22 protein-coding genes are annotated in these 23358 nt (G+C 70.5%); 6 read left to right on the forward strand and 16 right to left on the reverse strand.

The window, feature by feature from the left end; genetic code table 11:
- Nucleotides 1–262: 262 nt before the first annotated feature.
- The 6 genes from ACWD35_RS19925 to ACWD35_RS19950 form a co-directional block, all read right to left on the reverse strand.
- Complete coding sequence (locus tag ACWD35_RS19925; RefSeq protein WP_451352592.1) at nt 263–1831, reverse strand: MFS transporter; 1569 nt, start codon at nt 1829–1831, stop codon at nt 263–265.
- Nucleotides 1832–1838: 7 nt separating this feature from the next.
- Complete coding sequence (locus ACWD35_RS19930) at nt 1839–2558, reverse strand: TetR/AcrR family transcriptional regulator (RefSeq protein ID WP_451352593.1); 720 nt, start codon at nt 2556–2558, stop codon at nt 1839–1841.
- Complete coding sequence (locus ACWD35_RS19935) at nt 2551–2778, reverse strand: hypothetical protein (RefSeq protein ID WP_451352594.1); 228 nt, start codon at nt 2776–2778, stop codon at nt 2551–2553. The genes ACWD35_RS19930 and ACWD35_RS19935 overlap by 8 nt, the downstream gene beginning before the upstream one ends.
- A gap of 131 nt (nt 2779–2909) precedes the next feature.
- The gene (locus tag ACWD35_RS19940; RefSeq protein WP_451352595.1) at nt 2910–3878 is read right to left on the reverse strand and encodes an alpha/beta hydrolase; all 969 of its coding nucleotides are present in this window, start codon (nt 3876–3878) and stop codon (nt 2910–2912) included.
- Nucleotides 3879–4231: 353 nt separating this feature from the next.
- Complete coding sequence (locus ACWD35_RS19945; protein ID WP_451352596.1) at nt 4232–4576, reverse strand: hypothetical protein; 345 nt, start codon at nt 4574–4576, stop codon at nt 4232–4234.
- A gap of 121 nt (nt 4577–4697) precedes the next feature.
- Complete coding sequence (locus tag ACWD35_RS19950) at nt 4698–4853, reverse strand: hypothetical protein (RefSeq protein ID WP_451352597.1); 156 nt, start codon at nt 4851–4853, stop codon at nt 4698–4700.
- A gap of 68 nt (nt 4854–4921) precedes the next feature.
- Between ACWD35_RS19950 and ACWD35_RS19955 the strand changes: the two genes are divergently transcribed.
- The gene (locus tag ACWD35_RS19955) at nt 4922–5323 is read left to right on the forward strand and encodes a hypothetical protein (RefSeq protein ID WP_451352598.1); all 402 of its coding nucleotides are present in this window, start codon (nt 4922–4924) and stop codon (nt 5321–5323) included.
- 147 nt (nt 5324–5470) lie between these two features.
- On the opposite strand, the gene ACWD35_RS19960 is transcribed toward ACWD35_RS19955, so the two are convergent.
- The 5 genes from ACWD35_RS19960 to ACWD35_RS19980 all read right to left on the reverse strand — a co-directional run bounded on the left by ACWD35_RS19960 (nt 5471) and on the right by ACWD35_RS19980 (nt 12172).
- Entirely contained in the window at nt 5471–7156 is a 1686-nt protein-coding gene (locus ACWD35_RS19960) for an ATP-binding cassette domain-containing protein (RefSeq protein WP_451352599.1), read from the reverse strand.
- Nucleotides 7153–8895, reverse strand: coding sequence for an ABC transporter ATP-binding protein/permease (locus ACWD35_RS19965; RefSeq protein ID WP_451352600.1), 1743 nt, complete (start codon nt 8893–8895; stop codon nt 7153–7155). Before ACWD35_RS19965 ends, ACWD35_RS19960 begins: the two co-directional genes overlap by 4 nt.
- Nucleotides 8892–10154 carry a cytochrome d ubiquinol oxidase subunit II gene (locus ACWD35_RS19970; RefSeq protein ID WP_451352601.1) on the reverse strand — a complete coding sequence of 421 codons (1263 nt, stop codon included), beginning with the start codon at nt 10152–10154 and terminating at the stop codon, nt 8892–8894. Before ACWD35_RS19970 ends, ACWD35_RS19965 begins: the two co-directional genes overlap by 4 nt.
- The gene (locus tag ACWD35_RS19975) at nt 10147–11514 is read right to left on the reverse strand and encodes a cytochrome ubiquinol oxidase subunit I (protein WP_451352602.1); all 1368 of its coding nucleotides are present in this window, start codon (nt 11512–11514) and stop codon (nt 10147–10149) included. The genes ACWD35_RS19970 and ACWD35_RS19975 overlap by 8 nt, the downstream gene beginning before the upstream one ends.
- Nucleotides 11515–11596: 82 nt before the next feature.
- On the reverse strand, nt 11597–12172 hold the full coding sequence (locus tag ACWD35_RS19980) for a Dps family protein (RefSeq protein ID WP_451352603.1): 576 nt from the start codon (nt 12170–12172) through the stop codon (nt 11597–11599).
- A gap of 237 nt (nt 12173–12409) precedes the next feature.
- Here ACWD35_RS19980 and ACWD35_RS19985 point away from each other — a divergent pair, with 237 nt between their 5' ends.
- The 3 genes from ACWD35_RS19985 to ACWD35_RS19995 all read left to right on the forward strand — a co-directional run bounded on the left by ACWD35_RS19985 (nt 12410) and on the right by ACWD35_RS19995 (nt 15231).
- The gene (locus ACWD35_RS19985) at nt 12410–13669 is read left to right on the forward strand and encodes a dihydrolipoyl dehydrogenase family protein (RefSeq protein ID WP_451352604.1); all 1260 of its coding nucleotides are present in this window, start codon (nt 12410–12412) and stop codon (nt 13667–13669) included.
- 195 nt (nt 13670–13864) lie between these two features.
- Nucleotides 13865–14854, forward strand: coding sequence for a pirin family protein (locus ACWD35_RS19990; protein WP_451352605.1), 990 nt, complete (start codon nt 13865–13867; stop codon nt 14852–14854).
- A gap of 38 nt (nt 14855–14892) precedes the next feature.
- On the forward strand, nt 14893–15231 hold the full coding sequence (locus ACWD35_RS19995) for a GNAT family N-acetyltransferase (RefSeq protein ID WP_451352606.1): 339 nt from the start codon (nt 14893–14895) through the stop codon (nt 15229–15231).
- A 66-nt stretch (nt 15232–15297) separates the two neighbouring features.
- On the opposite strand, the gene ACWD35_RS20000 is transcribed toward ACWD35_RS19995, so the two are convergent.
- The 5 genes from ACWD35_RS20000 to ACWD35_RS20020 all read right to left on the reverse strand — a co-directional run bounded on the left by ACWD35_RS20000 (nt 15298) and on the right by ACWD35_RS20020 (nt 21019).
- Nucleotides 15298–17043 carry an MFS transporter gene (locus ACWD35_RS20000; protein WP_451352607.1) on the reverse strand — a complete coding sequence of 582 codons (1746 nt, stop codon included), beginning with the start codon at nt 17041–17043 and terminating at the stop codon, nt 15298–15300.
- 14 nt (nt 17044–17057) lie between these two features.
- Nucleotides 17058–17795 (reverse strand): YoaK family protein, encoded by a 738-nt coding sequence (locus ACWD35_RS20005; RefSeq protein ID WP_451352608.1) that lies wholly within the window; start codon nt 17793–17795, stop codon nt 17058–17060.
- Nucleotides 17776–18300 (reverse strand): DoxX family protein, encoded by a 525-nt coding sequence (locus tag ACWD35_RS20010; protein ID WP_451352609.1) that lies wholly within the window; start codon nt 18298–18300, stop codon nt 17776–17778. Before ACWD35_RS20010 ends, ACWD35_RS20005 begins: the two co-directional genes overlap by 20 nt.
- Nucleotides 18301–18354: 54 nt before the next feature.
- The gene (locus ACWD35_RS20015; RefSeq protein ID WP_451352610.1) at nt 18355–19017 is read right to left on the reverse strand and encodes a hydrolase; all 663 of its coding nucleotides are present in this window, start codon (nt 19015–19017) and stop codon (nt 18355–18357) included.
- 127 nt (nt 19018–19144) lie between these two features.
- Nucleotides 19145–21019 (reverse strand): amidohydrolase, encoded by a 1875-nt coding sequence (locus ACWD35_RS20020; protein WP_451352796.1) that lies wholly within the window; start codon nt 21017–21019, stop codon nt 19145–19147.
- Nucleotides 21020–21446: 427 nt separating this feature from the next.
- On the opposite strand from ACWD35_RS20020, the gene ACWD35_RS20025 reads away from it, so the two are divergent.
- Both ACWD35_RS20025 and ACWD35_RS20030 read left to right on the forward strand, forming a co-directional pair.
- Entirely contained in the window at nt 21447–22418 is a 972-nt protein-coding gene (locus tag ACWD35_RS20025) for an alpha/beta hydrolase (RefSeq protein WP_451352611.1), read from the forward strand.
- Between the two features lie 21 nt (nt 22419–22439).
- Nucleotides 22440–23159 carry an alpha/beta fold hydrolase gene (locus ACWD35_RS20030; protein ID WP_451352612.1) on the forward strand — a complete coding sequence of 240 codons (720 nt, stop codon included), beginning with the start codon at nt 22440–22442 and terminating at the stop codon, nt 23157–23159.
- Nucleotides 23160–23358 lie beyond the last annotated feature (199 nt).

Raw genomic sequence — 23358 nt, forward strand, 5'->3', positions numbered from 1 at the left:
GGTGGCGCTCTGGATCCCCGAGAGCGTCACCAGCGTCACGAAGTACATCGGCAGGCCATTCGTCAGAAGGCTTTGTCGCGCCGACTGAGAGGTCGCGCAGATAGGCGCGGGCGGGGGTAGTTGACGGACGGGGCAGGCACAGGTCTCCCGTGATCATGGAGTTACGACGCTCTGCGATCACGGGAGACCTGTGCCTGCGCTGCCGTCATGGCTGTCCGAACCGCTGTGCTGTGGGACCGATTCGCCGTCCTGCTGCCGCTTCTTATGTGCGGTTAGCCGAAGTGTCGTGGCCTGGCTCACGTTTGGGCAGCAGGGCCGCGACCGTGAGAGCGCACGCGGCGAGCAGGGCGGCGGTGAGGAACGAGGCCTGGGCCATGCCGTGTACGTAGGCGTGATCCGCCGCGTGGACGAGCAGTCGGCTGTCCGCCGGGAACAGGTGACGAGCGGCGGAGTGCGCACCGGCCACGCCGGACTGGGCGGCGCTCGTGGCCGCGGCGGGCAAGGTGTGCGGGGCGCCGGTGAGCTGTGTGCGGTAACCGCGGTTCAGTACGCTGCCCAGCAGCGCGGAGCCGAAGACGACACCGACGCCTTGGAGGGTGCGGGACATGGCGTTGCCGACCCCGGTCTGCTCCGCGGGCAGGGAGGCGAGTACGGTGTCCACCGACAGCGGCAGGACGAGGCCGAGTCCGAGCCCGAAGATGACCAGGGCGATGGCGGCGAGGCCGTAACCGCCCCCGGCCGGGGCGCGGGTGAGGACGACGAGACCGGCCGCGCTGACCAGCATGCCGGCGGGGATCAGGATCCTGGCCCCCAGGCGCGGTGCGAGCACCTTCTCGCCGAGCGCGGCTCCGGCCAGCATCGCCCCGATCAGGGGGAGCATCCGCAGCCCGGTTCCCTGGGCGTCGTTGCCCTGCACCACCTGCAGATAGGGCGTGAGCACGAACTGCGCCCCGCTCAAGGCGAAACTGGTTGCCGTGAAGGCCACGGACCCCCAGGTGAAGCCACGGCTGGCGAAGAGCGACAGGTCGATCAGGGGTGACCTGGCGCGCAACTGCCGTACCAGGAAGCCGATCAGCAGCATGGCACCGACGGTCAGTGCACTCAGCACGGGCGGGTCCCACCCGCGGATCGGCTGCTCGATCAGGCCGTAGACCAGGGCCGTCACCCCGGTCGCCGAAAGCAGGGCGCCTGACCAGTCCACCCTGGGCGCCGACGGGTCCTTGCTCTCGGGCACCCAGAGGCAGACGCCGATCAGGCCGAGGACGACGACCGGCGCGTTGATGAGAAAGATCGATCCCCAGGCGAAGTGCTTGAGCAACCATCCGGCGAGCAGCGGACCCAGCGGCAGCCCGAGCATGGTGCCCATGGCGGTGACTGCGACGGCCCGCCCCCGTTCGGCGTCCTCCGGGAAGAGCACCGGAAGCACCGCCAGCGCCATCGGCATGATCATCGCCCCGCCGGCCCCCATCAGCACGCGCATGGCGATGAGTTCGGAGGCCGTGGTCGCCTGACTCGCGACGAGCGATGACGCACCGAAGACGACGAGACCGGCCAGCAGGGTGGAGCGGCGGCCGAACCGGTCGCCCAGCTTCCCGGCGGGCAGCAGGAGGCCCGCCGAGGCGAGCGTGTAACCGACCGTGATCCACTGCAGTTGACTGGTGGATGCGCCGAGCTTCAGCGACAGCGTGGGTAACGCCGTCATCAGGACGTTGCTGTCCAGAGCCACCACGAGGATGCTGAGAGTGAGCGCGGTCAGCGCCCACCATCGTCCCCCGGGGCCCCGGTCCAAGGATGCCGCCCGGCGTGCGGGTGGCGTTTGCGTGGTGGACATGTGCCCCCTATCCGTATGCGCGCTGCAACTGGGCGCGCTGGGTGTCGGTGATGGCGGTGAACAACGCAACGACCTGGGCGTTGAGCGCGGCCACCGCCTCCGGCGGCTTCGGGCCCTCGGCCTCCAGCGCCCGCCGGAGCACTCCGGAGAGCAGGTCCGCGCGCTGCTCCCGTGGCAGTCCGGTGTGTTCGGCGTCCGCCTCGCCGGTGAGGAAGCCGCTCATGACGCTGCCGAGGATGTGACCGGCGGCCTCGGCGTTCAGGTCGGGGTGGAGCAGGCCCTGCTCACGCAGGAGTTCCAGGTAGTTGGGGTTCCCCGCCAGCTCGCGCTGGGCGGCGGCAACCGTCTCGTCCTTGGCGAGGTTGCCCAGTACGTCGGCGTCGGCCAGCAGCACCGCCTGAACCAGGGGCCGGTCGAGGACGTCAAGGAAGATGGCCCGCATCAGCCGATGCGGCAGCGCGAACTCGGGATCCTGGGACAGCTCCGCGACCAGCCGCTCGAAAAGCCGCATGGACTCGCGTTGCAGCACGCCCCAGAACAGTGCTTCGCGCGTCTTCCAGTGCAGGTAGATGGTCCCCTTGCCGACTTCGGCCCGTCGGGCCACATCGTCGACCGACACCCGCCGGTACCCGTGCGCCCGCAGCAACTCGGCGGCGGCGTCGAGAATCCGCTCGGCCCGCAGCCGACGCGCCTGCGAGCCGCTGGACAGCCGTTGAGAATCACTCATGGGCTCGACTGTATGACCAGATTTCACATCTGGTCAAACAGTGCGGCTTTGGCGTTCTGTCAGGCGTGGGTGCGCTCGACATGCCACCGCTGGGTTCACGCTTGAGGAGAGCCTTCAACTTGGCTTCGGCGGCGATCTGCTCCGAGGCGATATCGACATCGATCGCGTGCACCAGCACCGTGATCGCCGCGTCCGTGGCGATGAGAGCGGCCTGCCCCACATGAGCGGGGACTTCCACTAGTCCAGACCGAACGGCCGATCTTCACGGCCGACTCATTCCAAAGAGCGAACAGGCTGACCAGCCAGTCTCAGATTCGTGGCCTATCGGCCACCGAATGGGCACCGCAGCATCTAGGCCTGGTCGGTTCCGAGGGCGTTGCGCAGGAACTGCGTGGCCTGGTCGATGGCTCCACGGGCGGCTTTGGACCGGCTGAGAGAGTTGAGCATCATGAAGTCGTGGACTGTGCCGTCGTAGCGCACCGTGGTTACCGGAACGCCGGCTGCTCGGAGCTTGGCGGCGTACGCCTCACCCTCGTCGCGCAGCACGTCGGCCTCGTCGACGATCAGCAGGGCGGGCGGCAGGTCGGAGAGCTGCTCGACGGTAGCGCGGTTGGGAGACGCGGTGATCTCCGCGCGCTGCTTCGGGTCGGTCGTGTAGGCGTCCCAGAACCACTCCATGAGCTTGCGGCTCAGGTAGTAGCCGGTGGCGAACTGGTCGTAGGAACCGGTGTCCATGGCCGCGTCCGTGACCGGGTAGTACATCGACTGCTGTACGAACTTGACGTCACCGCGTTCCTTGGCCATGAGGGCGAGTGCAGCGGTCATGTTTCCGCCGACCGATTCCCCGGCCACTACCATGCGCTCTGCATCCAGTCCCTTGGACGCTCCCTCACGGACGATCCACTGCGCGGTGGCGTAGCCCTGCTCGATGGCCACGGGGTAGTGGGCCTCGGGCGATGGCGTGTACTCCACGAAGGCCACTGCCGCACGTGCGCCGACCGCCAGTTCGCGCACCAGGCGGTCGTGAGTGCCGGCGTTGCCCAGGACCCAGCCACCGCCATGCATGTACAACACGACGGGCAGCGTTCCGGTGACGCCCTGCGGTTTGACGATGCGTACCCGTACATCGCCCACCGCGGCCGGTACGGTGACCCACTCCTCGTCGACCGGCAGCTTGTCGACCGGAGCGGCCTGGAGGTCGTCGAGGACCTTGCGTGCTGCGGTCGGATCCAGCTCGTACAGGAAAGGATGCTGCGAGGTTGCCTCGGCGAGCTCCTGTGCCTCTGCCTCAAGAACGATTGAGGCGGTCTGAGCAGCCATGGGAATACTCCCTGGGAGGTCCGGGAAGCGCACGACGAGCGCACGAGGCTGAAGAGCGCCGCGGTGCGCTCGGCTGTGGGGCGGCCAGTGGAGCCTGCGCCCTGGTTCAAGCCCCTGATAGAGCTAAATCCAGCATAGTCACGCATTCTCCGTCGCTGCATTCCAAGAAAACGCCCGCCCCCGTCCCGCACACGGGGTGCGCGGCTCGGTGACGACCCAGTGCCCTCGTACCCCTCCCACTCAGAGACAGGCAGTTCCGCAGTCAGACCGGTGCCGGATCACGTACCCATCGGCGCCCAGCTCGAAGTAGAACCAGACGGCGTCCTCGGCCCAGAAGCAGCGAACCCAGCGCATCACCGGTTCACCGCGTCGAAGGGCTCGTCGTGCCAGCGCCAACCGGCGGTGCCGTCGTCGTGGATGTGCAGCATGAACTCGGCGACCGGGCCGCCGTCGGGAAACGTCAGGGTGAGCGCACTGCGTATCTGGGTGTAGCAGACGTCGGCCCGCTCCCAGTCCTCCTCGTCGACAGCCCGCTCTTGCTCACTGAAGAGGGGACGGAACTCTTCAAAACCGGGAAGTGTCTCGACTTCGGCGTGCGTCCAGGGCATGTCGGCGCCGGTCACGGTCAGTCGGGCGATCTCCTGGTCGCCGTGGTGGAGCCGCCAGATACTGCCGGTGCACAGGTTCGGGTTGGTCATGTCTCCCATGATGACGATCGACACTGACAGGCGGGGAGTGAGATCAGTTCGAATGGGTCCTCGCCCAGTACGTCGAGCCGGTGGTGTCGGAGGTTGGCTCGCAGGATCTCGGGTAGTCGTGTCAGGTCGAGTTGTTCATCGCCGAGGAGCCAGCGGTGGTGCCGGTGGCGGACGCCTTCATGGTGTGGAGTGCTGGACTGCGCCGTGGCTCGACGACCTCCTCGGTGGCGGACAGAAGCCGCCGGACCGGGTCGCCGACCGAGCCGAGCGGCGGCATCGCGTGCCGATCATTCCGCCGGTCCGGTCATGCAGGTAGGAGCTCAACTTCAGTAAGGTGCCCGGCCGGTGGGCGTGCAGCCCGCCGGATTCCTGGGAGCCAACGGCATCAAGATCCACAACGGTGCGGCCTGGGTGTCCAACCTGGACAAAGGCACCGTGCTGCGCATTCCCCTCACCTGCCACGGTGGCGCCGGTCCCGTCGAAACCCGGGCCACCGGACTGGTGAACATCGACGACATCGACTTCACCGGCGCCGGTGACACCCTGCTCGCGGCGATCAACAAGAACAACGAGGTCGCCCTGGTCCAGCCCGACGGCAGCCACAGCACAGTGCTGAGCGCAGCCGACGGGCTGGAGAACCCGACCTCGCTCGCCGTACGGGGCGGCACGGCCTACATCGCCAGCGGTGCCTACTTCACCAACAACGATCCCAACCTCCTCGCAGCCCGCCTCAACCACGGCAAGTAGCGACGTCACCCGCTGCGTTCACTGACCGCGCCCACTGAGTCGGCCGCCCCTCATCTGACGGCTTCGCCGGTGATCCCGGCGGGACGGCCATGTCCACGGCGCCGAACGTCTGGGACAGGGCGTCCGCGCAGGGCCTGGACAACGCCCTCACCGGCGAGCAGGTCCTGATCGCGGCCACGGGAGGCCACAGGCCGCATGGCCGGTCTGATCGCCCGCGTGGCGGGTGGCGAGGGCCCGGCCGAGGCGGACGACCCGGGTCGGCGCCCGGTCCAGCAGGTCGAGGTCCTGCTCCTGCAGGGCGATGACCAGCGAGGTCTCGGGCAGCGCCCGGGGCAGCGCGGCCAGCAGCGCCTCGGCGGTGGGGCGGTCCAGACCGGCGGTGGGTTCGTCGAGCAGCAGGACCGGAGGACACCTCAGCACGGCGCGCGCGGTGGCAAGGCGCCTTCGCTGCCCCTGGGACAGCAGGCCCCCGCCGGGGCCCACCGAGGTGTCGAGCGGCAGGGTCGACAGGCCGACAACTTCCAGTGCGGCCCGTAGGGCGGCGGGGTCGGCCGAGGGCGCCGCCTGACGCAGATTGGCTGCCACCGTGTCGTCGGCCAGCCAGTCGTCGGCCTCGACGAGGGTGACCGTCCCCGCGACGGCACGGGCCGACAGCTCATGCACCGGCGTGCCGTCGAGGAGGACCGTGCCGGCGGGGGCCGGCAGACGCCCGGCGAGTTGACTGAGCAGCGTCGACTTCCCGCTGCCATTGGGGCCGGTGATCAGAATCAGGCCAGGGCCCGAGAGAGTCGTGGTGAGGGTCGCGGACGAGTCGAGAAGCGGGAGGCCGGTCGTCTCCACAGAGCGGGCGGCCTCCCGCTGCCGTTTCGCGGGCTGCTCCTCGGCGGCGAGGTGCGCGAGACGGCCGGCTGCGTCGCCGGCCTGGGCCAGGTGCTGCAGCAACCGGGGCAGCCTTTCCAGCAACTCCCATCCGGCGGCCACCAGCAGCACCTCGCCCACTGCGACGGCGATCGGCTGGGCCGGGGCGGCGCGCAGGGCGACCACCAGCACCGCCGCCTGGCCCAGGGCGGCGAGAAGACGCAGCGCCAGACGGCCGAGTCGTTCGGCTCGGGCAGCGGCCCACTCGGCGGACTCGACAGCCGTCATGGCGGCCGTCGCCGCCCGTCGCGCCTGTGGCACGGCGTCCAGGCACCGCAGTTCGTTGAAGGCGGCCCGGCTGGCGAGCAGCACGGTACGCAGTGCGGCCCTGGCCTCGGCGGCGGTGGCCAGATGGGCTCGCGCACGGTGGTGGGCCCGCCGGGCGCAGACGAGACCGGCCGCCCAGACGACCAGTTCGGCCGCCCCCAGGAGCGGCATCGCCCACAGCAGCAGGACCTCGACCAGGCACGCGGTGGTGATCGCCGCGACCAACGGTGCGAGGACGTTCGCGGGCAGGCCCGCGACGGTCTCCACGTCGGTGGTGAGCCGGGTGAGCAGCGTCCCGTCACGTTGCCCGCGCAACTCACGGGGTGTGAGGCGGGCAGCGCCACGGGCCAGCCGAGTGCGCAGCGCCACGGAGGCGGTCAGCAGCGTCCGGTGGCTGACCAGGCGTTCGAGGTAGCGCAGCCCGGTGCGGGCCAGGGCCAGCGTCCGGACGGCACCTGAGGGATACATCCAGGACCAGGTGGTGTTGGCCTGGAGGGTGACCACGGCGCAGGTTGTCAGGAACCACCCGGAGACGCCGAGCAGTGCGGCACCGCTGAGTTCGCCCGCGGCGGCCAGCAGCATGCCGGTCAGGACAGCGGGGCGTGGCGCCGCCGTGCGCAGGAGGTGCCAGGCGCCGGTCCGGTTCATCGGGTTCTCCCGTGGTCCAGCGTGATGACCTGGTCCGCCAGCGGCAGCAGTGCCGGACGGTGGGTGGCGAGCAGGACCGTACGGTCCCGGGCCAGCGTCCGCAGCGCGGACAGGACCCGCTGCTCCGCTTCCGGGTCGAGGTGCGCGGTGGGTTCGTCCAGGCACAGCAGGGGGGCGTCCCGCAGCAACGCCCGGACGAGAGCCAGTTGTTGGGACTGGCCGGAGGACAGGCCGGTGCCGCGTTCGCCGAGTGGTGTGTCCAGCCCCTGTGGCAACGCGGTCAGGAGGTCTTCGAAGCCGAGGGAGGCGACCGCGCCCAGCAGTTCGTCGTCGCTTGCGGCGGGCCGGGCGAGGAGGAGGTTCTCGCGCAGGGTGCCGGGCAGCAGGTGTGCCGGCTGGCCCACCCAGGAGACCCGGCCGGGATCGGCGGGGACGGCACGTCCGTCCAGCAGGTGGAGCGCGCGTCCGCCGTGCGGGGCGGACAGACCCGCCGCGACGGCCAGCAGGGTGGACTTGCCCGCCCCGCTCGGTCCGGTGACGGCCAGGCACTGGGCCGGCGCGACCCGCACGCTGACGCGGTCCAGGGCAGGTGCCTCCCGTCCCGGGTGATGCGTTGTGACGGCTTCCAGGAGCACCCCGGGCGGCGCCGAAGCCAGTCGGGCCCGCCGGACCGGTTCGGCGGGAGGCAGAACGTTCTCGTCGGCCGCGTCCAGGATCGGGGCCAGCAACTCGACGGCGGCACTCGCCTGGGCGCGGGCGTGGTAGCCGGCGGCCAGGTCCCGGGCCGGGGCGAAGTAGGCGGGTACCAGGACGAGGACGAACAGCGCGGCGGACAGGCTCATGTGGTCCGGGACGACGGGCAGGTGCAGGTAGCCGAGCAGGACCAGGCCGCAGTAGGTCGCCACCACCGCGAGGGTGCCGGTGATGAGCAGTTCGACCCACGCGGTCGACAGGAAGGCGATCCGCAGTACCTTCTCGGTGCGATGGGCGACTTCCTGGTCGTCCCGGGCCACCGAAACAGCCGCCTCGTCGTGGGCACCGAGCCCGACCAGGGTGGGCAGTCCGCGCAGATGGTCCAGCAGCCGTGACTGGTGGGCGCGGATCGCCGCCAGTTGGGCGCCGACGGCGGCCTGCGTGCCCAGGCCGATGACCTTCAGGTTGGCCGGCAGCAGCGGGGTGGCCGCCAGCACGAGCAGGGCTGTGAACCAGCTGCGGCACGCGATCGCTGCCAAGGTGAGGCCGCTGCCGAGCAGCATGGTGGTCCGCGCGGGCAGATAGCCGGTGAGCCAGTCGGTCAGCTGGTCCACCTCGCCGTCGACGGCCTGGACGAGCCCCGCGTCGTCCAGATCGGTCCGGGCCGGTCCGCGGCCGGGCAGCGCCGTCTCGATGAGCCGGCGGCGCAGGGTCTCGCGTACGGCACGGGCGCCGCGGGCGGCTGCCGCGTCTGCCGCGGCCAGCAGTCCGGCGCGAAGTGCCACGCCGGCCGCTATGAGCAGGGCGGGAAGCAGTACGGCCGTCCCCTGCTGTGGGTCGCCGCGCAGCGCGGACAGGCCTCGCTGGGCGCCCCAGGAGAGCCCGCCCGCCCACAGGACGGTGCCCAGCTGGGCCGTGCCGCGCAGGATTCCCGCGCGGCGCAGCTCGGATCGGCCTGTGGCCGCCCAGGCCTTCAGCCTGGCGGGGACCGGGTCTTCGGTCCTGTCCGCGGCCAGCTCGTCCAGGAGCACGGCGGTGGTGCTCACGAGACGGTCTCCGCCCCGGTGTCCGCGTCGAAGTATCCGGCGCGGCGGTCGCGGCGGTCGCCGATGATCCAGGCGGCCAGTGCCGTGCAGCCCAGCACAGTGACACCGATCGGGCCGATCAGGTCGGAGTTGCCGCCGAACACGTCCTGGGACAGGGCAGCGGCCAGAATGCCGAGCACCACCAGCACGATGCGCCGCACGATCGTCCGCAGCGCGCCGGTGGGCACGGGGGCGGCCGTGAGGGGCTGGGACCGGGCGGGCAGCGGCGGGAGGGGAATTTCCACCGGATCGGTGTACTTGCCGCGGAAGCTCCGCCAGGCATAGATGTTGTAGGCCAGCACGAACGGCATGCACAGGCCGACGCCGAGGACCAGGAAGAGCAGGGAGGAGTGCGGGCCGGCAGCCTGATGGACGGTCAGCCCGGGCGGCACGACGACCGGCAGGGAGACAATCGCCAGCCCCAGCAGCCCGCAGGCCGTCATCGTGGCCACGGCCGCGAACGGTCGCCAGTCGGGACGGCGCCCGAAGCCGAACCAGGCGACGGCGCCGGCCGCGACGGCGGCGGCGACAGCGAGCCAGAACAGTGCGGCACGCAGCGGCTGGCCCAGGTGGAACTGCTGCGGGTCGGCGCTTCGCAGCAGCAGGCCCAGTACGACCGCCATGACCGCGTTGACCAGCAGCAGGGACCGTCCGATGCGGCGCACGCCCGCCGGCGACCACCCTTCGGTCTTGTCCTGCAGCCAGGCGGCCCCGGCCAGCAGGTAGACGGCGACCAGACCGAGGGCACACAGCACGCTGTAGAGGCTGAGCCAGTCGAAGGCCGCGCCCTGGAAGTTTCCGTTCCGCTGGTGCGGGCCGGTCAGTACGGCGCCGAGGACCAGGCCCTGGCACACGGTGGCGGCGAGGGACGCCCCGCCGAACAGCAGTGCCCAGCCCCGTCGGTAGCCGCCGGCCGCGCTCTGCATCTCAAGACCCAGTCCCCGCAGGATGATGGCGAGCAGCATGACGATCAGCGGCAGATAGACGCCGGGCATCACCACGGCGTAGACGCCGGGCAGGCCGGCCCACAGAACGACGCCGACCAGGATGATCCAGCTCTCGTTGGCGTCCCAGGCAGTGGCGACGATCTCGCCGTACTCCCGCCGGCGCTCCGGCCGGGCCGCCAGACTCAGCATGCCCACCCCGAGGTCGTAACCGTCGAGGACGACGTACATGCCGAGCGCGAAGAGAACCAGGGCGTAACCGGCGTACTCAAGCAACGAGGGCCTCCGATGCATCGGGCGAGACCGGCCCGGTGGGCAGAGCCTCGGGACCGGCCTTGACCGTGCGGACGATGTAGCGGGCCCAGATGGCCAACAGAGTGACGTAGAGCAGGACGAAACCGCACAGGCCGGCAGCGACTTCGGGGGTGGTGAGGTGGGAGACGGCGTCGGCGGTGCGCAGTTGGCCGTAGACCACCCAGGGCTGACGGCCGGTCTCGGCGACGATCCATCCGCCGGTGATGGCGATGATCCCGGCCGGGGTCATCCACACCATCCACCTCAGGAAGCGCGGGGAGTGGTACAGACGCCGCCGGACGCGCAGGACCACTCCCGCGAAGGCCGTGCCGAACATGAGCAGCGCCGTGAAGTACATGGCGCGGAAGCCGTAGAAGGTGGTCCACATGTTGGGGCGCTCGGCGGGCGGGGTCTGCAGCAGTCCGGGCGTCGTCTTCGCGCCGCCGAGGTTCTGGGCGATGACCGAGCCGAGATGGGGGATCTCGACATGGAAACGGTTCTCGCCCTTGTCCGTGTCGGGGACGACGAGCAGGTTGTAGCCGTTGTTGTCGCTCTTCCAGTTGCCTTCGAACGCCTCGAGCTTGGGGAGTTGGTGTGCGCCCATGAAGACCGCGGTGCCGTCTCCCACATACAGCTGCACCGGCATCAGAACACCGAGGACGCCCAGGGCGATGGACAGGCAGCGGCGGGCCATCGGCTGAGCGTGGACGCGGTTCTTGACGAGGTACCAGGCGGAGATGCCGCCCACGAACCAGGCGGCGCTGATCAGCACGGCCAGCAGCATGTGCGGGAAGCGGTGGGCGAAGGCGGGGTTGAGCAGGATGTCGATCCAGTCCCTGGCGTGGAACTGGCCGTCGACCTTCTGGTAGCCGACCGGGTCCTGCATCCAGCTGTTGGCGGACAGGATCCAGGTGGTGGACAGCAGGGTTCCGAAGGCGACCATCCAGCTGGCCAGGGCCATGGTGCGCGGGCGGATCCGCCCGTCCCCGTAGAGCATCAGGCCGATGAAGCCCGCCTCCAGGAAGAAGGCGGTGATCACTTCCATGCCGATGGTGACCCCGATGACCGGCCCGACCGCATGGGCGTACACGCCCCAGTTGAGGCCGAACTCGAAGGTCATCACCGTGCCGGCGACCACGCCCAGGCCGAAGCCGACGGCGAAGATCTTCTTCCAGAACCGGAAGATCTGCAGGTACAGAGGATTTCCCGTGCGTACGTAGACCGTGTACACGACGGCCAGGAGCACGGAGAGCCCGACGGTGAGCGCGGGGAAGGTCATATGGAAGATCGCGGTGATCGCGAACTGCCACCGGGACAGTTCGACGACGGTTGGCGAAGCCATGGGTACTCCAGGGGAGCAGCGGTCTTGACGGGGCATCGGGGTGGACCGGGCCCTCGCGCAGGGCCTGCCGGTCCCGCCCGGCTCAGGTGCGGACCAGCGGGGTGTCGACCAGGTGCTCGGCCAGGAACCAGGCCTGGAGTTCGCCGGTGCGGATGACCTGTGAGACCAGCAGGTCATTGGTGCCGTCGTCGCCCAGCTGTGCGATGCGGGTGGCCGCGTCATGGGCCTGAGTCAGGATGGTCTCGTGCGCCTCGAGCAACCGCGAGAGCATGGCCGGGACCTCCTCCACACCGTCCGGCGGGCGCGGAATCGAGGTGATCTCGGCGACGTGCCGGGGGTCGCCCACGGCGACGCCGCCCAGGGTCTGGACGCGCTCGGCGAGGGTGTCGACGAGTTCCAGTTGCTCTCCCGCGTGCTTGTCCAGGAGCAGGTGCAACTGGTAGAAGGTCGCGCCCCGCATGATCCAGTGGTGCTTCTTGTAGAGGCCGTAGAGGATCTGGGTGTCTGCCAGCACCTTGTTCAGGCGCTGGCAGGAGTACATGCGCGCCTCGTAGGACAGGGCGATGGGGAACTGCTTGACGGTGCCGAACTCCTGGATGACCGGGCCCTTCTGATGCAGCCACGGCTGACTGCTCGTGGGCTTGGAGCTGGTGGTCATGGCGCGCCTCCTGAGGTGCCGTGCGGTGAATACGCGGTCGACGCTAGGGGCTGAACCGGCACAGGCATTGCCCGTGAGTGCACGCGTAGGTGCCCGACAGCGCCCCGGGCGTCCTGCCGATCGCCGGGCGTTCGCTCTCGGGACGACAACCGTGCACTCACAGGCAGAGGCCGCCGTGCCACTGCCCTAGCCTCTCTGCCCGGCGGTTGGCCCGACGGCTGTTACGAGCAGAGAGACATGAACATGAACGAGCAGGTGGATGTGGTCGTCGTGGGCCTGGGGCCCGGCGGCGAGTACGCCGCGGGGACGCTGGCCGAGGCCGGCCTGGACGTGGTCGGCGTCGAGGCGGAACTCGTCGGAGGCGAGTGCCCGTACTGGGGATGCGTGCCCAGCAAGATGATGATCCGGGCCGGGAACCTGCTTGCCGAGTCCCGCCGGGTCCCTGCCCTCGCCGGGGACGCGGACGTCGCCCCGGACTGGGGCCGGGTCGCCGGTCGCATCCGGGAAGAAGCCACCGACGACTGGAACGACCAGGTGGCGGCCGACCGTCTGAAGGCCAGAGGGGGTCGGCTGGTCCGTGGAAGGGGGCGTCTGACCGGGCCACGACGGGTCACCGTCGGCGGGCGCACCCTGGAGGCCCGCCGCGGTGTCGTGCTGGCCACCGGCAGCAGGCCGCGGATCCCACCCGTATGCGGCCTCGCGACGACGCCGTACTGGACCAACCGGGACGCCATGGCGGCCAAGGAGCTGCCGACGTCGATGCTGGTCCTGGGCGGAGGTGCCATCGGCGTGGAAGTCGCCCAGGTCTTCGCCCGCTTCACCTGCCGTGTCACGCTGATCGAGGGGCAGGACCGGCTGTTGTCCCAGGAGGAACCGGAAGCCGGGGAACTCGCCGCGCAGGCCCTGCGGGCGGACGGCGTGACCGTGCTCACCGGCGTTCGCGCTCGCCGAGTCGGCTATGAAGGCACCGAGTGCAGCGTGCTTCTGGAAGGACGGGCCGAACCCCTGCGCGCCGCGCGCCTGCTCGTCGCCACCGGGCGGTATGCCGAGCTCTCCGACCTGGGCGTCGAGACGGTGGGGCTGGATCCGGTGGCGGGTATCGTGCCCACGGACGGCCGGATGCGGGCGGCGGCGGGACTGTGGGCGGTCGGTGACATCACTGGCCACGGCGCCTTCACGCATGTGTCGATGTACCAGGCCCAGCTCGCCGTCCGCGACATCCTGGGCCGGCCCGGCCCCGACGCCGACTACCGCGCGCTGCCCCGCGTCACCTTCACCGATCCCGAGATCGCGGCCGTGGGACTGACCGAGCGACAGGCCCGCGACCGGGGCCTGCGGGTGCGGACCGCGGTGGTGCCCAACACCTCCTCGACCCGCGGCTGGATCCACGGTCCGGGTGGCGAGGGGTTCATCAAGCTGGTCGAGGACGCCGACCGGGGGGTCCTGGTCGGCGCGACCTCCGCGGGACCGGCCGGGGGCGAGCTGCTGTATGGCTGAACGTCGCCGTTCACGCGGAGGTGCCGGTCGAGCGGCTCCAGAACATGATCTACACCTACCCGACGTTCCACCGGGCCGTGGAGCCGGCCCTGGCCGCACTCCGCTGATCCGCCGGGCCGAGCCGGGCGCGTACCGCATCGGAGACGAGGTAGATTGGTTGAATGTGAAACAATCGAGGAGGGTGAGAGGAGCATGATGAGCCACGCCGAAACGAAGCCGATCGAAGGGCGGTGCGGTGGATCGTCGGCCGGCGAGCAGCCGGCCGGGACACCGCGGGTCGACGTACTGAACGCGCGCGATGTTCCCCTGGGCGGTCCGCGGGCGATGACCGTGCGGCGCACACTGCCGCAGCGCGCCCGGACCTTGATCGGCGCCTGGTGCTTCGCGGATCACTACGGCCCCGACGATGTCTCCGAGACGGGCGGGATGGACGTCGCCCCGCATCCCCACACGGGCCTGCAGACGGTGAGCTGGCTGTTCAGCGGGGAGATCGAGCACCGCGACAGCCTGGGCAGTCACGCCTTCGTGCGGCCCGGCGAGCTGAACCTCATGACGGGCGGGTACGGCATCTGCCACTCGGAAGTCTCCACCCCGCGCGCCACCGTGCTGCACGGCGTCCAGTTGTGGGTGGCGCTGCCCGAACAACACCGGAACGCCGCGCGGGACTTCCAGTACTACGCACCGGAGCCCGTACAGACTGACGGGGCCGAGATCAGGGTCTTCCTCGGCTCCCTCGCCGGTGTCACCTCCCCGGTGCCGACGTTCACGCCCCTGCTCGGCGCCGAGATCGTGCTCCAGCCACGTGGGGTGCTGACGCTCGCCGTCGACCCCGGCTTCGAGCATGGTCTCCTGATCGACCAGGGAGATGTCCGCCTGGCCGAAGTCCTCCTGCGCCCCGCCGAGTTGGGCTACGTCCATCCGGGTTCCGGCACGTTGACGCTGACGAACGAGTCGGACGGTACCGCCAGGGCGGTCCTGCTCGGCGGAACTCCCTTCGAGGAGGAAATCGTCATGTGGTGGAATTTCATCGGGCGCAGCCATGAGGATATTGCGAAAGCCCGGGAGGAATGGCAGAAATCTTCCGATCGCTTCGGCGTTGTCGAAGGATATGCGGGAGACCGTCTTCCCGCCCCCGCCCTGCCGAACGCTGTCATCGCGCCGCGCAGGAATCCACCGCGCCACTGACCCCGGACGCGTCACCACCCCTTTCTGAAAGGAACCTCATGCCCCAGCCTTCCGCCGTTCCGACCGTTGAGCGGATAGACGGCAAGAACCGCTACGAAATCCTGGTCGACGGCAAGCGTGCCGGACTGACCGCATACCGCGACCGCGGGGACCAGCGCGTCTTCTACCACACCGAGGTCGACGACGCCTTCGCCGGTCAGGGCCTCGCCTCGATCCTGGTCCGGGAGGCGCTCACCGACGTGCGCGACTCCGGAAAGCGGATCGTGCCCGTCTGCCCGTACGTGGCCAAGTTCCTGAAGAAGCATGCGGAGTTTGCCGACATCACCGACCCGGTGACGCCCGAGATCCTGCAGTGGCTGGACACACAACTGGGCTGACCGCTCGCAGCGCACTCGAAAGAGCTGAATTCATCGGCGTGGCCGTCCGTATGGGCGGCCACGCGGCTATGGGCCGGAAATCCCGCACGACGATGCGTGCCCGGTGCCGTCGGACCCCGGCGCAGGCCGGCCTGCCTGATCCGGTACCACCGGCCCCGACACGGTGTCGAAGGCATGGGTCACCTCGGGCAGGGTCCCGGGGGCGAGCAGCTCACGAGCCCGCTCCTCGTGGCGGCGGTCGGTGGCCGTAAGACGCACGTGGTGCTGGGCGCTGTGTTCCGCCCAGGAGGCGACCAGGTAGGTCTCGACGAAGCGTTGCGGGTCGTTGCCGTCCTGGTAGAGGCCCCAGGTGAGGGCCCCCGTACGGCGCCTGGAACGGGCGACACGGTGCATGCGGTCCGTGAAGTCGGCGTGGTTGTCCGCAGGGACGCGGTAGATGACGGAGACCAGGACCGGGCCGTCGGCCTCTCCCGGCTCGAACACCAGGGGAGGAGCGGGCCAGTGGTCGCTGGGCGAGGGGTTGATCCCCTGGGCGTCGTGCAGCGGCCACCGGCGTACGCTGGCGGCGCTGAGCAGCATCACGGCGCCGGCGATCAGCAGACAGGCGCCGAGCCCGACCCGGTCGGCCACCGCACCCCACAGGGGTGCCGCCAGCGCCTGACCGCCTTGGAAGACCAGAAGGTAGACGGCGAGCCCACGGGCCCTGACCCAGCCGGGGAGCCGCGTCTGCACGGCCGCGTTGAGGGTGGACAGCACCCCGATCCAGGCGAGGCCCGCGGGCATCAGAATGATCGCGACGAGCCACGGGGTGCGGACCGTCGCCAGCGCCGCGAGCACCCCGGCGAACACCACGGCGCCGGCAGCGAGCGTGCCGTTGGCCCCCAGCACCCGGCGCAGGCGAGGCAGCGCGAACGCACCCGCCACCGCTCCCACGCCCACCGCCCCCAGCAGCAGTCCGTAGCCGCCCGAGCCGAGCCCGAGGGAGCGGCTCGCGCTCAGCGGAAGCAGTGCCCACAAGGCGGCGCCGCCCGGGATGAACAGGAGCGTACGCAGGAGGACTCGGCGCACGCCGGGCGCGTTCCACACGTAGCGGCGGCCGGCTTGCAGGGCCGCCGGCAGTCGTTCGTTCCCCGCCGCAGGGGCGGCCGTCTGCGGGCGCCGCCACACCAGAAGGACCGCCGCTGTGCCCAGGTACGAGGCCGAGTTGAAGGCGAAGACCCACCCTGCGCCCGCCGCCGCGATCACCGCCCCGCCGAGTGCCGGACCGACGGCGCGCGCCAGGTTCATGTTCACCGCACCCAGCGCCGCCGCCTGACCGAGCCGGCGGCGCTCCACCAGTTCCGGCTGGATCGCCTGCCAGGCGGGGCCCATCAGCGCGGTGCCGCACCCCAGCAGGAAGGTGAGGGCGAGCAGCACCGTCGGCGTCAGGGCGTCCGTGAACGCCAGCACGGCCAGCACACCGGACACCGCGAGCATCGCGAACTGCGCGGCCAGCAGCACCGAGCGCCGGTCGAAGCGGTCGGCGACCACCCCGGAGGGCAGGGCCAGCAGCACGACGGGAAGGCTGGAGGCGGTCTGTACCAGCGTCACCAACGCGGCACCGTCTCCGAGCAGCAGCCACTGGGCGCCCACCGTCTGCATCCAGCTGCCGGTGTTCGAGACCAGTTGGGCGATCCACAGCGCCCGGAAGACGCGCCCCGCAAGCGGCGCCCACGGCGAGTCGGTCTCTGCGGGTGCTGGTGATGACGGTGCGGTGCTCATGCTCGTCCAGACCGGTGCGGGGACAGGGTGGGCGTAGTCACTGGTGACCATAGGAGCCACTTTCCTCAGGACGGCGACCGGGTCCAGGCGGCGTCGGTGGCGGACAGGCGGTGCGTGACGACGGAGGTGAGCGCCAGGAGCAGCAGGGCAAGGCCCAGCGTGAGCACGAGATGGCCGTGCAGGAGGAGTTCGGTGCCGACGAACGCGCCGAGCAGCATGGCCAACACGGACAGGATCCGGCGGCCCGGCCGAGGTGCCGCACCGCCCGCCGGGGTCGAGTCCGCGGCCAGCCCGGTGAGGGTGAGAGTCAGTACGGTCGTGGTGAGGTCGGGGACGCCGAGGCGCCGGGCGACCGCGTTCTGCAGACCCATGCCGAGCCCGAGACACACGATCAGCGTGTACTGGACTCCGGTGGTGACCCGGCCGCCGGTGACCGCCGTGACGGCGACGGTGACGGCGACCAGGACCGTCTGCGCGGCGGTGGCCGTCCGCAACAGGTGCCCGCGGTGCGCGGCGAACCGCGTACCCAGCCTGCCGCCGCCCAGCGCGCCGAGGAGGAACACCGCCAGGGCGACGACGGAGGCCAGCGCGGACAGGTTCGGGGCCCCCGCCAGCGCGAAACCGAGGAACACCACGTTGCCCGTCATGTTGGCGACGAAGACGTGTCCCAGCGCCAGATAGCTCACCGCGTCGACGAGACCGGTCACCACGGTCAGCGTCAGCATCAGGGGAGGCAGCGGGCCATGGCGGTCTTCTCTCGGCGGTGCCAGCGTGCGGACCGCGTCAGTCAGCAGCCTGCGCATGGGGCTTCCTTTCCGGTGCGGTGGGCTCGCGGTGCAGCACCACGCGGGTGAGCAGCCCGCTGGCGGGGCCGAGCACGATCGCGGCGAGGGCGACCCACACCGGCCACGGAGTGACGCCCAGCGCGTGGTCCAGGGACCACCGGCCGGGCCCGGTGAGGGCCAGCGCCGCGGAGACGACCACGAGGACCAGCGGGTACTCGTAGCCGTCGTTCTGCACCCAGAGGCCCTTGGGCCACTTGACGGTGCCCGCGACCGTCATCACGCCGATGGCGGCCATCGCCGCCAGGGGCGTGAGCAGTCCCGCGGTCAGGAACAGGCCGGCACCGATCTGACTGGCGCCCGCGACGACCGCGGTCAGCCGGCCGCCGCGGAAGCCGTCGTGGCGGAACTCCTCCGTCCCGCCTGCCAAGCCGTGGCCCCCCAGCCGGAAGCTCACCTTCTGCACTCCGTGGCCGGCGATGAGGAGTCCCGCCACCAGCCGGAGGACCAGCAGTCCCGCATCCATCTCTTCCTGCCTGTTCCTGACTCGGTCCTTGACTTCTCTTCGTTGGGGCGGGGCTCAGCCGGCGGCGTGGGGGTCGATCATGGCCTGTGCGTAGACCACACCGAGGCCGTAGGCGCCGGCGTGCTCCTTCACCACCTCGGTGACCGGGACGTACGTCTCGGTGCGGGCCCAGTCACGCTGGAGCTCCAGCAGGACCTGCACCCAGGTGACGGGGACGGCGCCGGCCTGGATCATGCGCTGGACGGCGTGTTCGTGGGCCTGCGGGCTGACGCCGCCGGACGCGTCGCTGACCACGTAGACCTCGTAGCCCTGGGCGATGGCGGACAGCACGGGCAGGACGACGCAGACCTCGGTCCACAGACCGGCGATGACCAGCTTCTTGCGGCCGGTCGCCTTGACGGCCTCGACGAACGCGTCATCCTCCCAGGCGTTCATCGTGGTGCGGTCGATGACCTTCTGGTCGGGGAAGACGTCCCCCAGCTGCGGCATGATCGGGCCGGAGAAGGACTCGGCGGCCACGGTGCTGAGCACCACGGGGACGTCGAAGACCTTGGCGGCCTTGGCCAGGCCCACGGTGGAGTTGATGATCGCGATGCGGTCGCCGCTGCCGGTGCCGAAGAACATCTGCGGCTGGTGGTCCACGAACAGGACCGCACAGTTGTCGGGCGTCAGCAGGTCGGGGCTGGGGGACGCGGTGACCTCGGCGATGTTGACCATGAGAATGCCTTTCCATGAGTAACGGCGCGGACGGGTGTCCGCGTCGGACAAGAACCGTCTTGTGGACGGTGGCTGTTGACGTTCCTCCGGGGAGAGGCGGGGGCGGCACCTGGCCGCCCCCGCGAGCTCAGAGGACGAAGCAGGGATCGAACGGCGTGTCGGCGGAGCCCGGGATCAGACCGCGCTGTACACGCCACGCGCGGTGCTGCTCCGACTCGGCGACGGCCTCACCGAGGGACTCCGCCTGGCGCACGCCCGCCAGGTACGGCCGGGATGCCTGGTAGCCGCCGAAGTGCGCCACCGGGCTCCACTCGGGGGTGACGGACGGCAGCTCCTCGTCGAGCCCCTCGTACTCGCCGGCGGCGTAGACGATCCGGCCGCCGACGACCGTGAGCAGCGACTCGATGTGCGCGATCGCGGGCTCGGGCACGGTGAAGTAGTCGTCGGACAGGACCGCGAGGTCCGCGTAGCAGCCCGGGCGCAGGACGCCCTTGACCTTCTCCTCGCCGGTCAGTTCGGCGCCGGCGCGGGTGAACATCCTCAGCGCGGTCGCCCGGTCGACACGGTTGGCCGGCGGGCGGAGCATGACGTCACCGACGCTGCGACCGCTCACCAGCCAGTGCAGGGCGACCCAGGGGTTGTAGGTGGACACCCGGGTGGCGTCCGTGCCGGCGGCCACGGTCAGCCCGCGCTCCAGCATGGCCCGGATCGGCGGGGCGTCCGCGGCTCTGCCCGGGCCGTAGCGGCGCAGGAACGCCTCGCCCTGGAAGGACAGCCGGTTCTGGACGGACATTGCACCACCGAGCGCGGCCACACGGTCGAGGCTCTCCGCGGACACGGTCTCCGCGTGGTCGAACAGCCATCGGTTACCCGCCGGGAAGAGCCCTTCCGCGGCCAGCTTCTCGAAGACCGCGAGATCCCGGCGGATGGTCTCGTCGTACGTCGCGTGCAGCCTGAATCCCCAGCCGTTCTCCATGAGAAGACGTACCGCCTTCTCGAACTCGGCCTCGTAGTCGCCGAGTTCCGGGCGCGGCTGGGTGAAGTTCTCGAAGTCCGCCGCCGCCCACGTGAGATTCTCGCCCGCACCGTTGAGGCGCAGCCATGCGTCCCCGTCCTCGGGCCGGGCCATGTCGATCCAACGGGTGAGGTCGGCTATCTCCTGGCCCGCGGTCTGCGGAAACAGGTGATAGGCGATGCGCAGCGACAACTGACCGGCCTTCGCCAGCTCGACGACGGTGCTGTAGTTGTCGGGGAAATTCTGGAACCCGCCGGCGGCGTCGATCGCCGAGGTCAGACCGAACCTGTTCAGCTCGCGGAGGAAATGACGGGTCGAAACCCTCTTGTCCTCCCCCTCCAGAACCGGAGCCTTGGCCAGGGTCGAGTAGAGGACGAGGGCGCTGGGCGCGGCCAGCAGCATGCCCGTCGGTTCCCCGTCCCGGCCGCGTACGATCCGTCCGCCCTTGGGGTCGGGCGTGTCCTTGTCGAACCCGGCGGCCCGCACCGCCGCCCGGTTGAGGACGGCCGACTGGTACAGGTGCAGGACGAACACCGGGGTGTCGGGGGCGGCGGCGTTCAGTTCCGCGACGGTCGGCAGCCGCCGTTCGGCGAACTGCTCGGCCGACCAGCCTCCCACCACCCGCACCCACTGGCCCTTCGGGGTACGTGCGGCCTGTTCCCGCAGCATCGCCAGGCCCTGGCGCAGCGTGCGGACGCCGTCCCAACGCAGCTCCAGTACGTAGTTGAGCCCGCCGCGAATCACATGGAGATGCGCGTCGTTGAGACCCGGGATCATCCGCCGGCCGAGCGCGTCCACCACCTTCGTGGCCGCCCCGATGTGCGGGGCCACGTCCTTGTCGTCACCGACGACCGTGATGACACCGTTCCTGACGGCGAGCGCCTCGGCCTGCGGGTGGCCCGGTTCTCCCGTATGGATTCTCGCGTTGCGGACGACGAGCTCTGCGGCATCGTCGGTGGCCTGGGGTACCAGTCCGCCGACCGGCATTGGAGACACGTGTGCAGGACCCCTTCCGGGATGAGCGTTTTCGATGTCCGCTGCATGGGAATTCGGCGGACGGGAAATGCGGAGATGGCGCGGGTGTTCGCTGTCGAGCCTTGGGCGAACCGCGACCGCCGAGCCGCCACGCTAGGCGCGGCGGAGGCCGTTGTGTGTCCCGTCCGTGCACTGGAACATTGCTCACAGCGCACTGGGTTCGGCGCGGGAAGCGGGGCACGGGTTCGTCCGTCGTCGACCGCTGGGCGGGCCGGGACCGTTGCCGTGCACTGCGGGGACATCAGACGTGCACTGTCGGGCAACTGTCGCGCGCACAGCGGATTTACCGTGCGGATCAGCGGCGTCGGAGTGCCCGGCGCTGCCATCCGGGTCGTGAGCCGGAAGAACCGGCGTGCCCGACGAATTCCAGGAGATTCGCATGTCTGATGCCCTCGCGCCGGTCCAGCCGGTGCTGGAACCCGCGGCAGCCGCGTTCGCGGAGGCGACCGCCAACCCGCCCTACCTCTTCGACCTGCCCCCGGCGGAGGGGCGCAAGGCCGTCGACGAGGTGCAGTCCGGCGAGATCGAGAAGCCGGCGATCGACGAGGAGTGGATCACCGTCTCCGGTGGTCCGACGGGCACCGTCCGCGCCCGCATCGTCAGGCCCGCCGGCGCCGAGGGCACCCTGCCGGTGATCCTGTACATCCACGGCGCGGGCTGGGTCTTCGGCAACGCCCACACTCACGACCGCCTGGTGCGCGAACTCGCCGTCGGCGCGAACGCCGCGGTCGTGTTCCCCGAGTACGACCTGTCACCCGAGGCGCGCTACCCGGTCGCCATCGAGCAGAACTTCGCCGTCGCGAAGTGGGTCGTGGAGCAGGGCGCCTCCAAGGACCTCAACGGCACGCGGCTGGCCGTGGCGGGCGACTCGGTCGGCGGCAACATGACGGCCGCGCTGACCCTGATGGCCAAGCAGCGCGGCGGGGTCCCGCTGGTCCAGCAGGTGCTGTTCTACCCGGTCACGGACGCGAACTTCGACACCGGCTCCTACCACCAGTTCGCCACCGGCTACTTCCTGCGCCGCGACGGCATGCAGTGGTTCTGGGACCAGTACACGACCGACGAGGCCGAGCGCGCCCAGATCACCGCGTCCCCGCTGCGCGCCACCACCGAGCAGCTCAAGGGCCTGCCCCCGGCCCTCGTCATCACCGGCGAGGCCGATGTGCTGCGCGACGAGGGCGAGGCGTACGCCAACAAGCTCCGCGCGGCGGGCGTGCCGGTCACCGCCGTGCGGTTCCAGGGCATCATCCACGACTTCGTGATGCTGAACGCCCTGCGTGAGACCCACGCGGCCGAAGCCGCCATCACCATGGCCGTCCGCACCCTGCACGCGGCCCTGCACACCGCCTGAGTCCGAGGAGCCAACGCAGACATGACTACCTCCACGCCCACGGTCGTCCTCGTCCACGGCGCGTTCGCCGACGCGGCCAGCTGGTCCGGGGTCATCGCGGAACTGCAGAGCCGCGGCATCCCCGTGATCGCACCGCCGAACCCGCTCCGGGGCCTGGCGGCCGACGCCGCGTACGTCGCCTCTGTCGCGTCCCAGATCGACGGTCCGGTCGTGCTGGTCGGCCACTCGTACGGCGGTGCGCTCATCACCGTGGCCGGTGTCACGGAGAACGTCGTCGGGTTGGTCTACGTGGCCGCCTACGTCCTGGAGGACGGGGAGAGCCTCGGCGAACTGCAGGGCCGCTTCCCCGCCTCGCCGCTGGTGAGCAACCTCAAGCAGTGGACGTATCCCGTTGCGGGCAGCGACCCCGCAGTCGAGGTCACCATCGCCGAGGAGGCCTTCCCGTCGGTCTTCGCCGCCGACGTGCCCGCGGAGGTCACGAAGGTCCTCGCGGCGGCACAGCGCCCGCTCGCCGCCGCGGCCTTCGAGGAGACGGCCTCCGCCGCCGCGTGGAAGACCAAGCCGTCCTGGGCACTGGTGGCCGGCGCGGACAGCGCGATCAACCCGGAGGTGCAGCGCTTCGCCGCGAAACGAGCCGGGGCGACCGTCGTCGAGGCCGAGGGCGCGTCACACGCGGTCGCCGTCTCCCGGCCCAAGGAGGTTGCCGACCTGATCGGCGAAGCGGTACGCGCGACGAGCTGACCCTGCGGCACGGACAGCCGCGCGGACGGACTCCCCCGCACCGCGTCCGCGCGGCCCCGCCGCCCCGTTACGGTCCGGGGTGCACCGGCTACTTTCAGCTGTCGTCGGCCGGGCCCTCATCCGCATGCTGCGATAAGCTGCAACAAGAGTGTCTGTGTGCCCGCCGGTCCCTCGCGGCTACTGTAGGTCCGTTCTCCCG

It is taken from the genome of Streptomyces sp. NPDC002671, from assembly GCF_053592475.1.

Excerpts from the sequence above, each read along its gene's own strand:
- ACWD35_RS19945 (WP_451352596.1), bottom strand. The coding sequence starts at position 4,576 with ATGACCAACCCGAACCTGTGCACCGGCAGTATCTGGCGGCTCCACCAC.
- ACWD35_RS20015 (WP_451352610.1), bottom strand. The coding sequence starts at position 19,017 with ATGGTCAACATCGCCGAGGTCACCGCGTCCCCCAGCCCCGACCTGCTG.
- ACWD35_RS20030 (WP_451352612.1), top strand. The coding sequence starts at position 22,440 with ATGACTACCTCCACGCCCACGGTCGTCCTCGTCCACGGCGCGTTCGCC.
- ACWD35_RS19975 (WP_451352602.1), bottom strand. The coding sequence starts at position 11,514 with ATGGCTTCGCCAACCGTCGTCGAACTGTCCCGGTGGCAGTTCGCGATC.
- ACWD35_RS19950 (WP_451352597.1), bottom strand. The coding sequence starts at position 4,853 with ATGCCGCCGCTCGGCTCGGTCGGCGACCCGGTCCGGCGGCTTCTGTCC.
- ACWD35_RS19940 (WP_451352595.1), bottom strand. The coding sequence starts at position 3,878 with ATGGCTGCTCAGACCGCCTCAATCGTTCTTGAGGCAGAGGCACAGGAG.
- ACWD35_RS19960 (WP_451352599.1), bottom strand. The coding sequence starts at position 7,156 with ATGAACCGGACCGGCGCCTGGCACCTCCTGCGCACGGCGGCGCCACGC.
- ACWD35_RS19925 (WP_451352592.1), bottom strand. The coding sequence starts at position 1,831 with ATGTCCACCACGCAAACGCCACCCGCACGCCGGGCGGCATCCTTGGAC.
- ACWD35_RS20005 (WP_451352608.1), bottom strand. The coding sequence starts at position 17,795 with ATGCGCAGGCTGCTGACTGACGCGGTCCGCACGCTGGCACCGCCGAGA.
- ACWD35_RS20025 (WP_451352611.1), top strand. The coding sequence starts at position 21,447 with ATGTCTGATGCCCTCGCGCCGGTCCAGCCGGTGCTGGAACCCGCGGCA.
- ACWD35_RS20020 (WP_451352796.1), bottom strand. The coding sequence starts at position 21,019 with ATGCCGGTCGGCGGACTGGTACCCCAGGCCACCGACGATGCCGCAGAG.
- ACWD35_RS19980 (WP_451352603.1), bottom strand. The coding sequence starts at position 12,172 with ATGACCACCAGCTCCAAGCCCACGAGCAGTCAGCCGTGGCTGCATCAG.
- ACWD35_RS20000 (WP_451352607.1), bottom strand. The coding sequence starts at position 17,043 with ATGGTCACCAGTGACTACGCCCACCCTGTCCCCGCACCGGTCTGGACG.
- ACWD35_RS19985 (WP_451352604.1), top strand. The coding sequence starts at position 12,410 with ATGAACATGAACGAGCAGGTGGATGTGGTCGTCGTGGGCCTGGGGCCC.
- ACWD35_RS20010 (WP_451352609.1), bottom strand. The coding sequence starts at position 18,300 with ATGGATGCGGGACTGCTGGTCCTCCGGCTGGTGGCGGGACTCCTCATC.
- ACWD35_RS19995 (WP_451352606.1), top strand. The coding sequence starts at position 14,893 with ATGCCCCAGCCTTCCGCCGTTCCGACCGTTGAGCGGATAGACGGCAAG.
- ACWD35_RS19930 (WP_451352593.1), bottom strand. The coding sequence starts at position 2,558 with ATGAGTGATTCTCAACGGCTGTCCAGCGGCTCGCAGGCGCGTCGGCTG.
- ACWD35_RS19990 (WP_451352605.1), top strand. The coding sequence starts at position 13,865 with ATGAGCCACGCCGAAACGAAGCCGATCGAAGGGCGGTGCGGTGGATCG.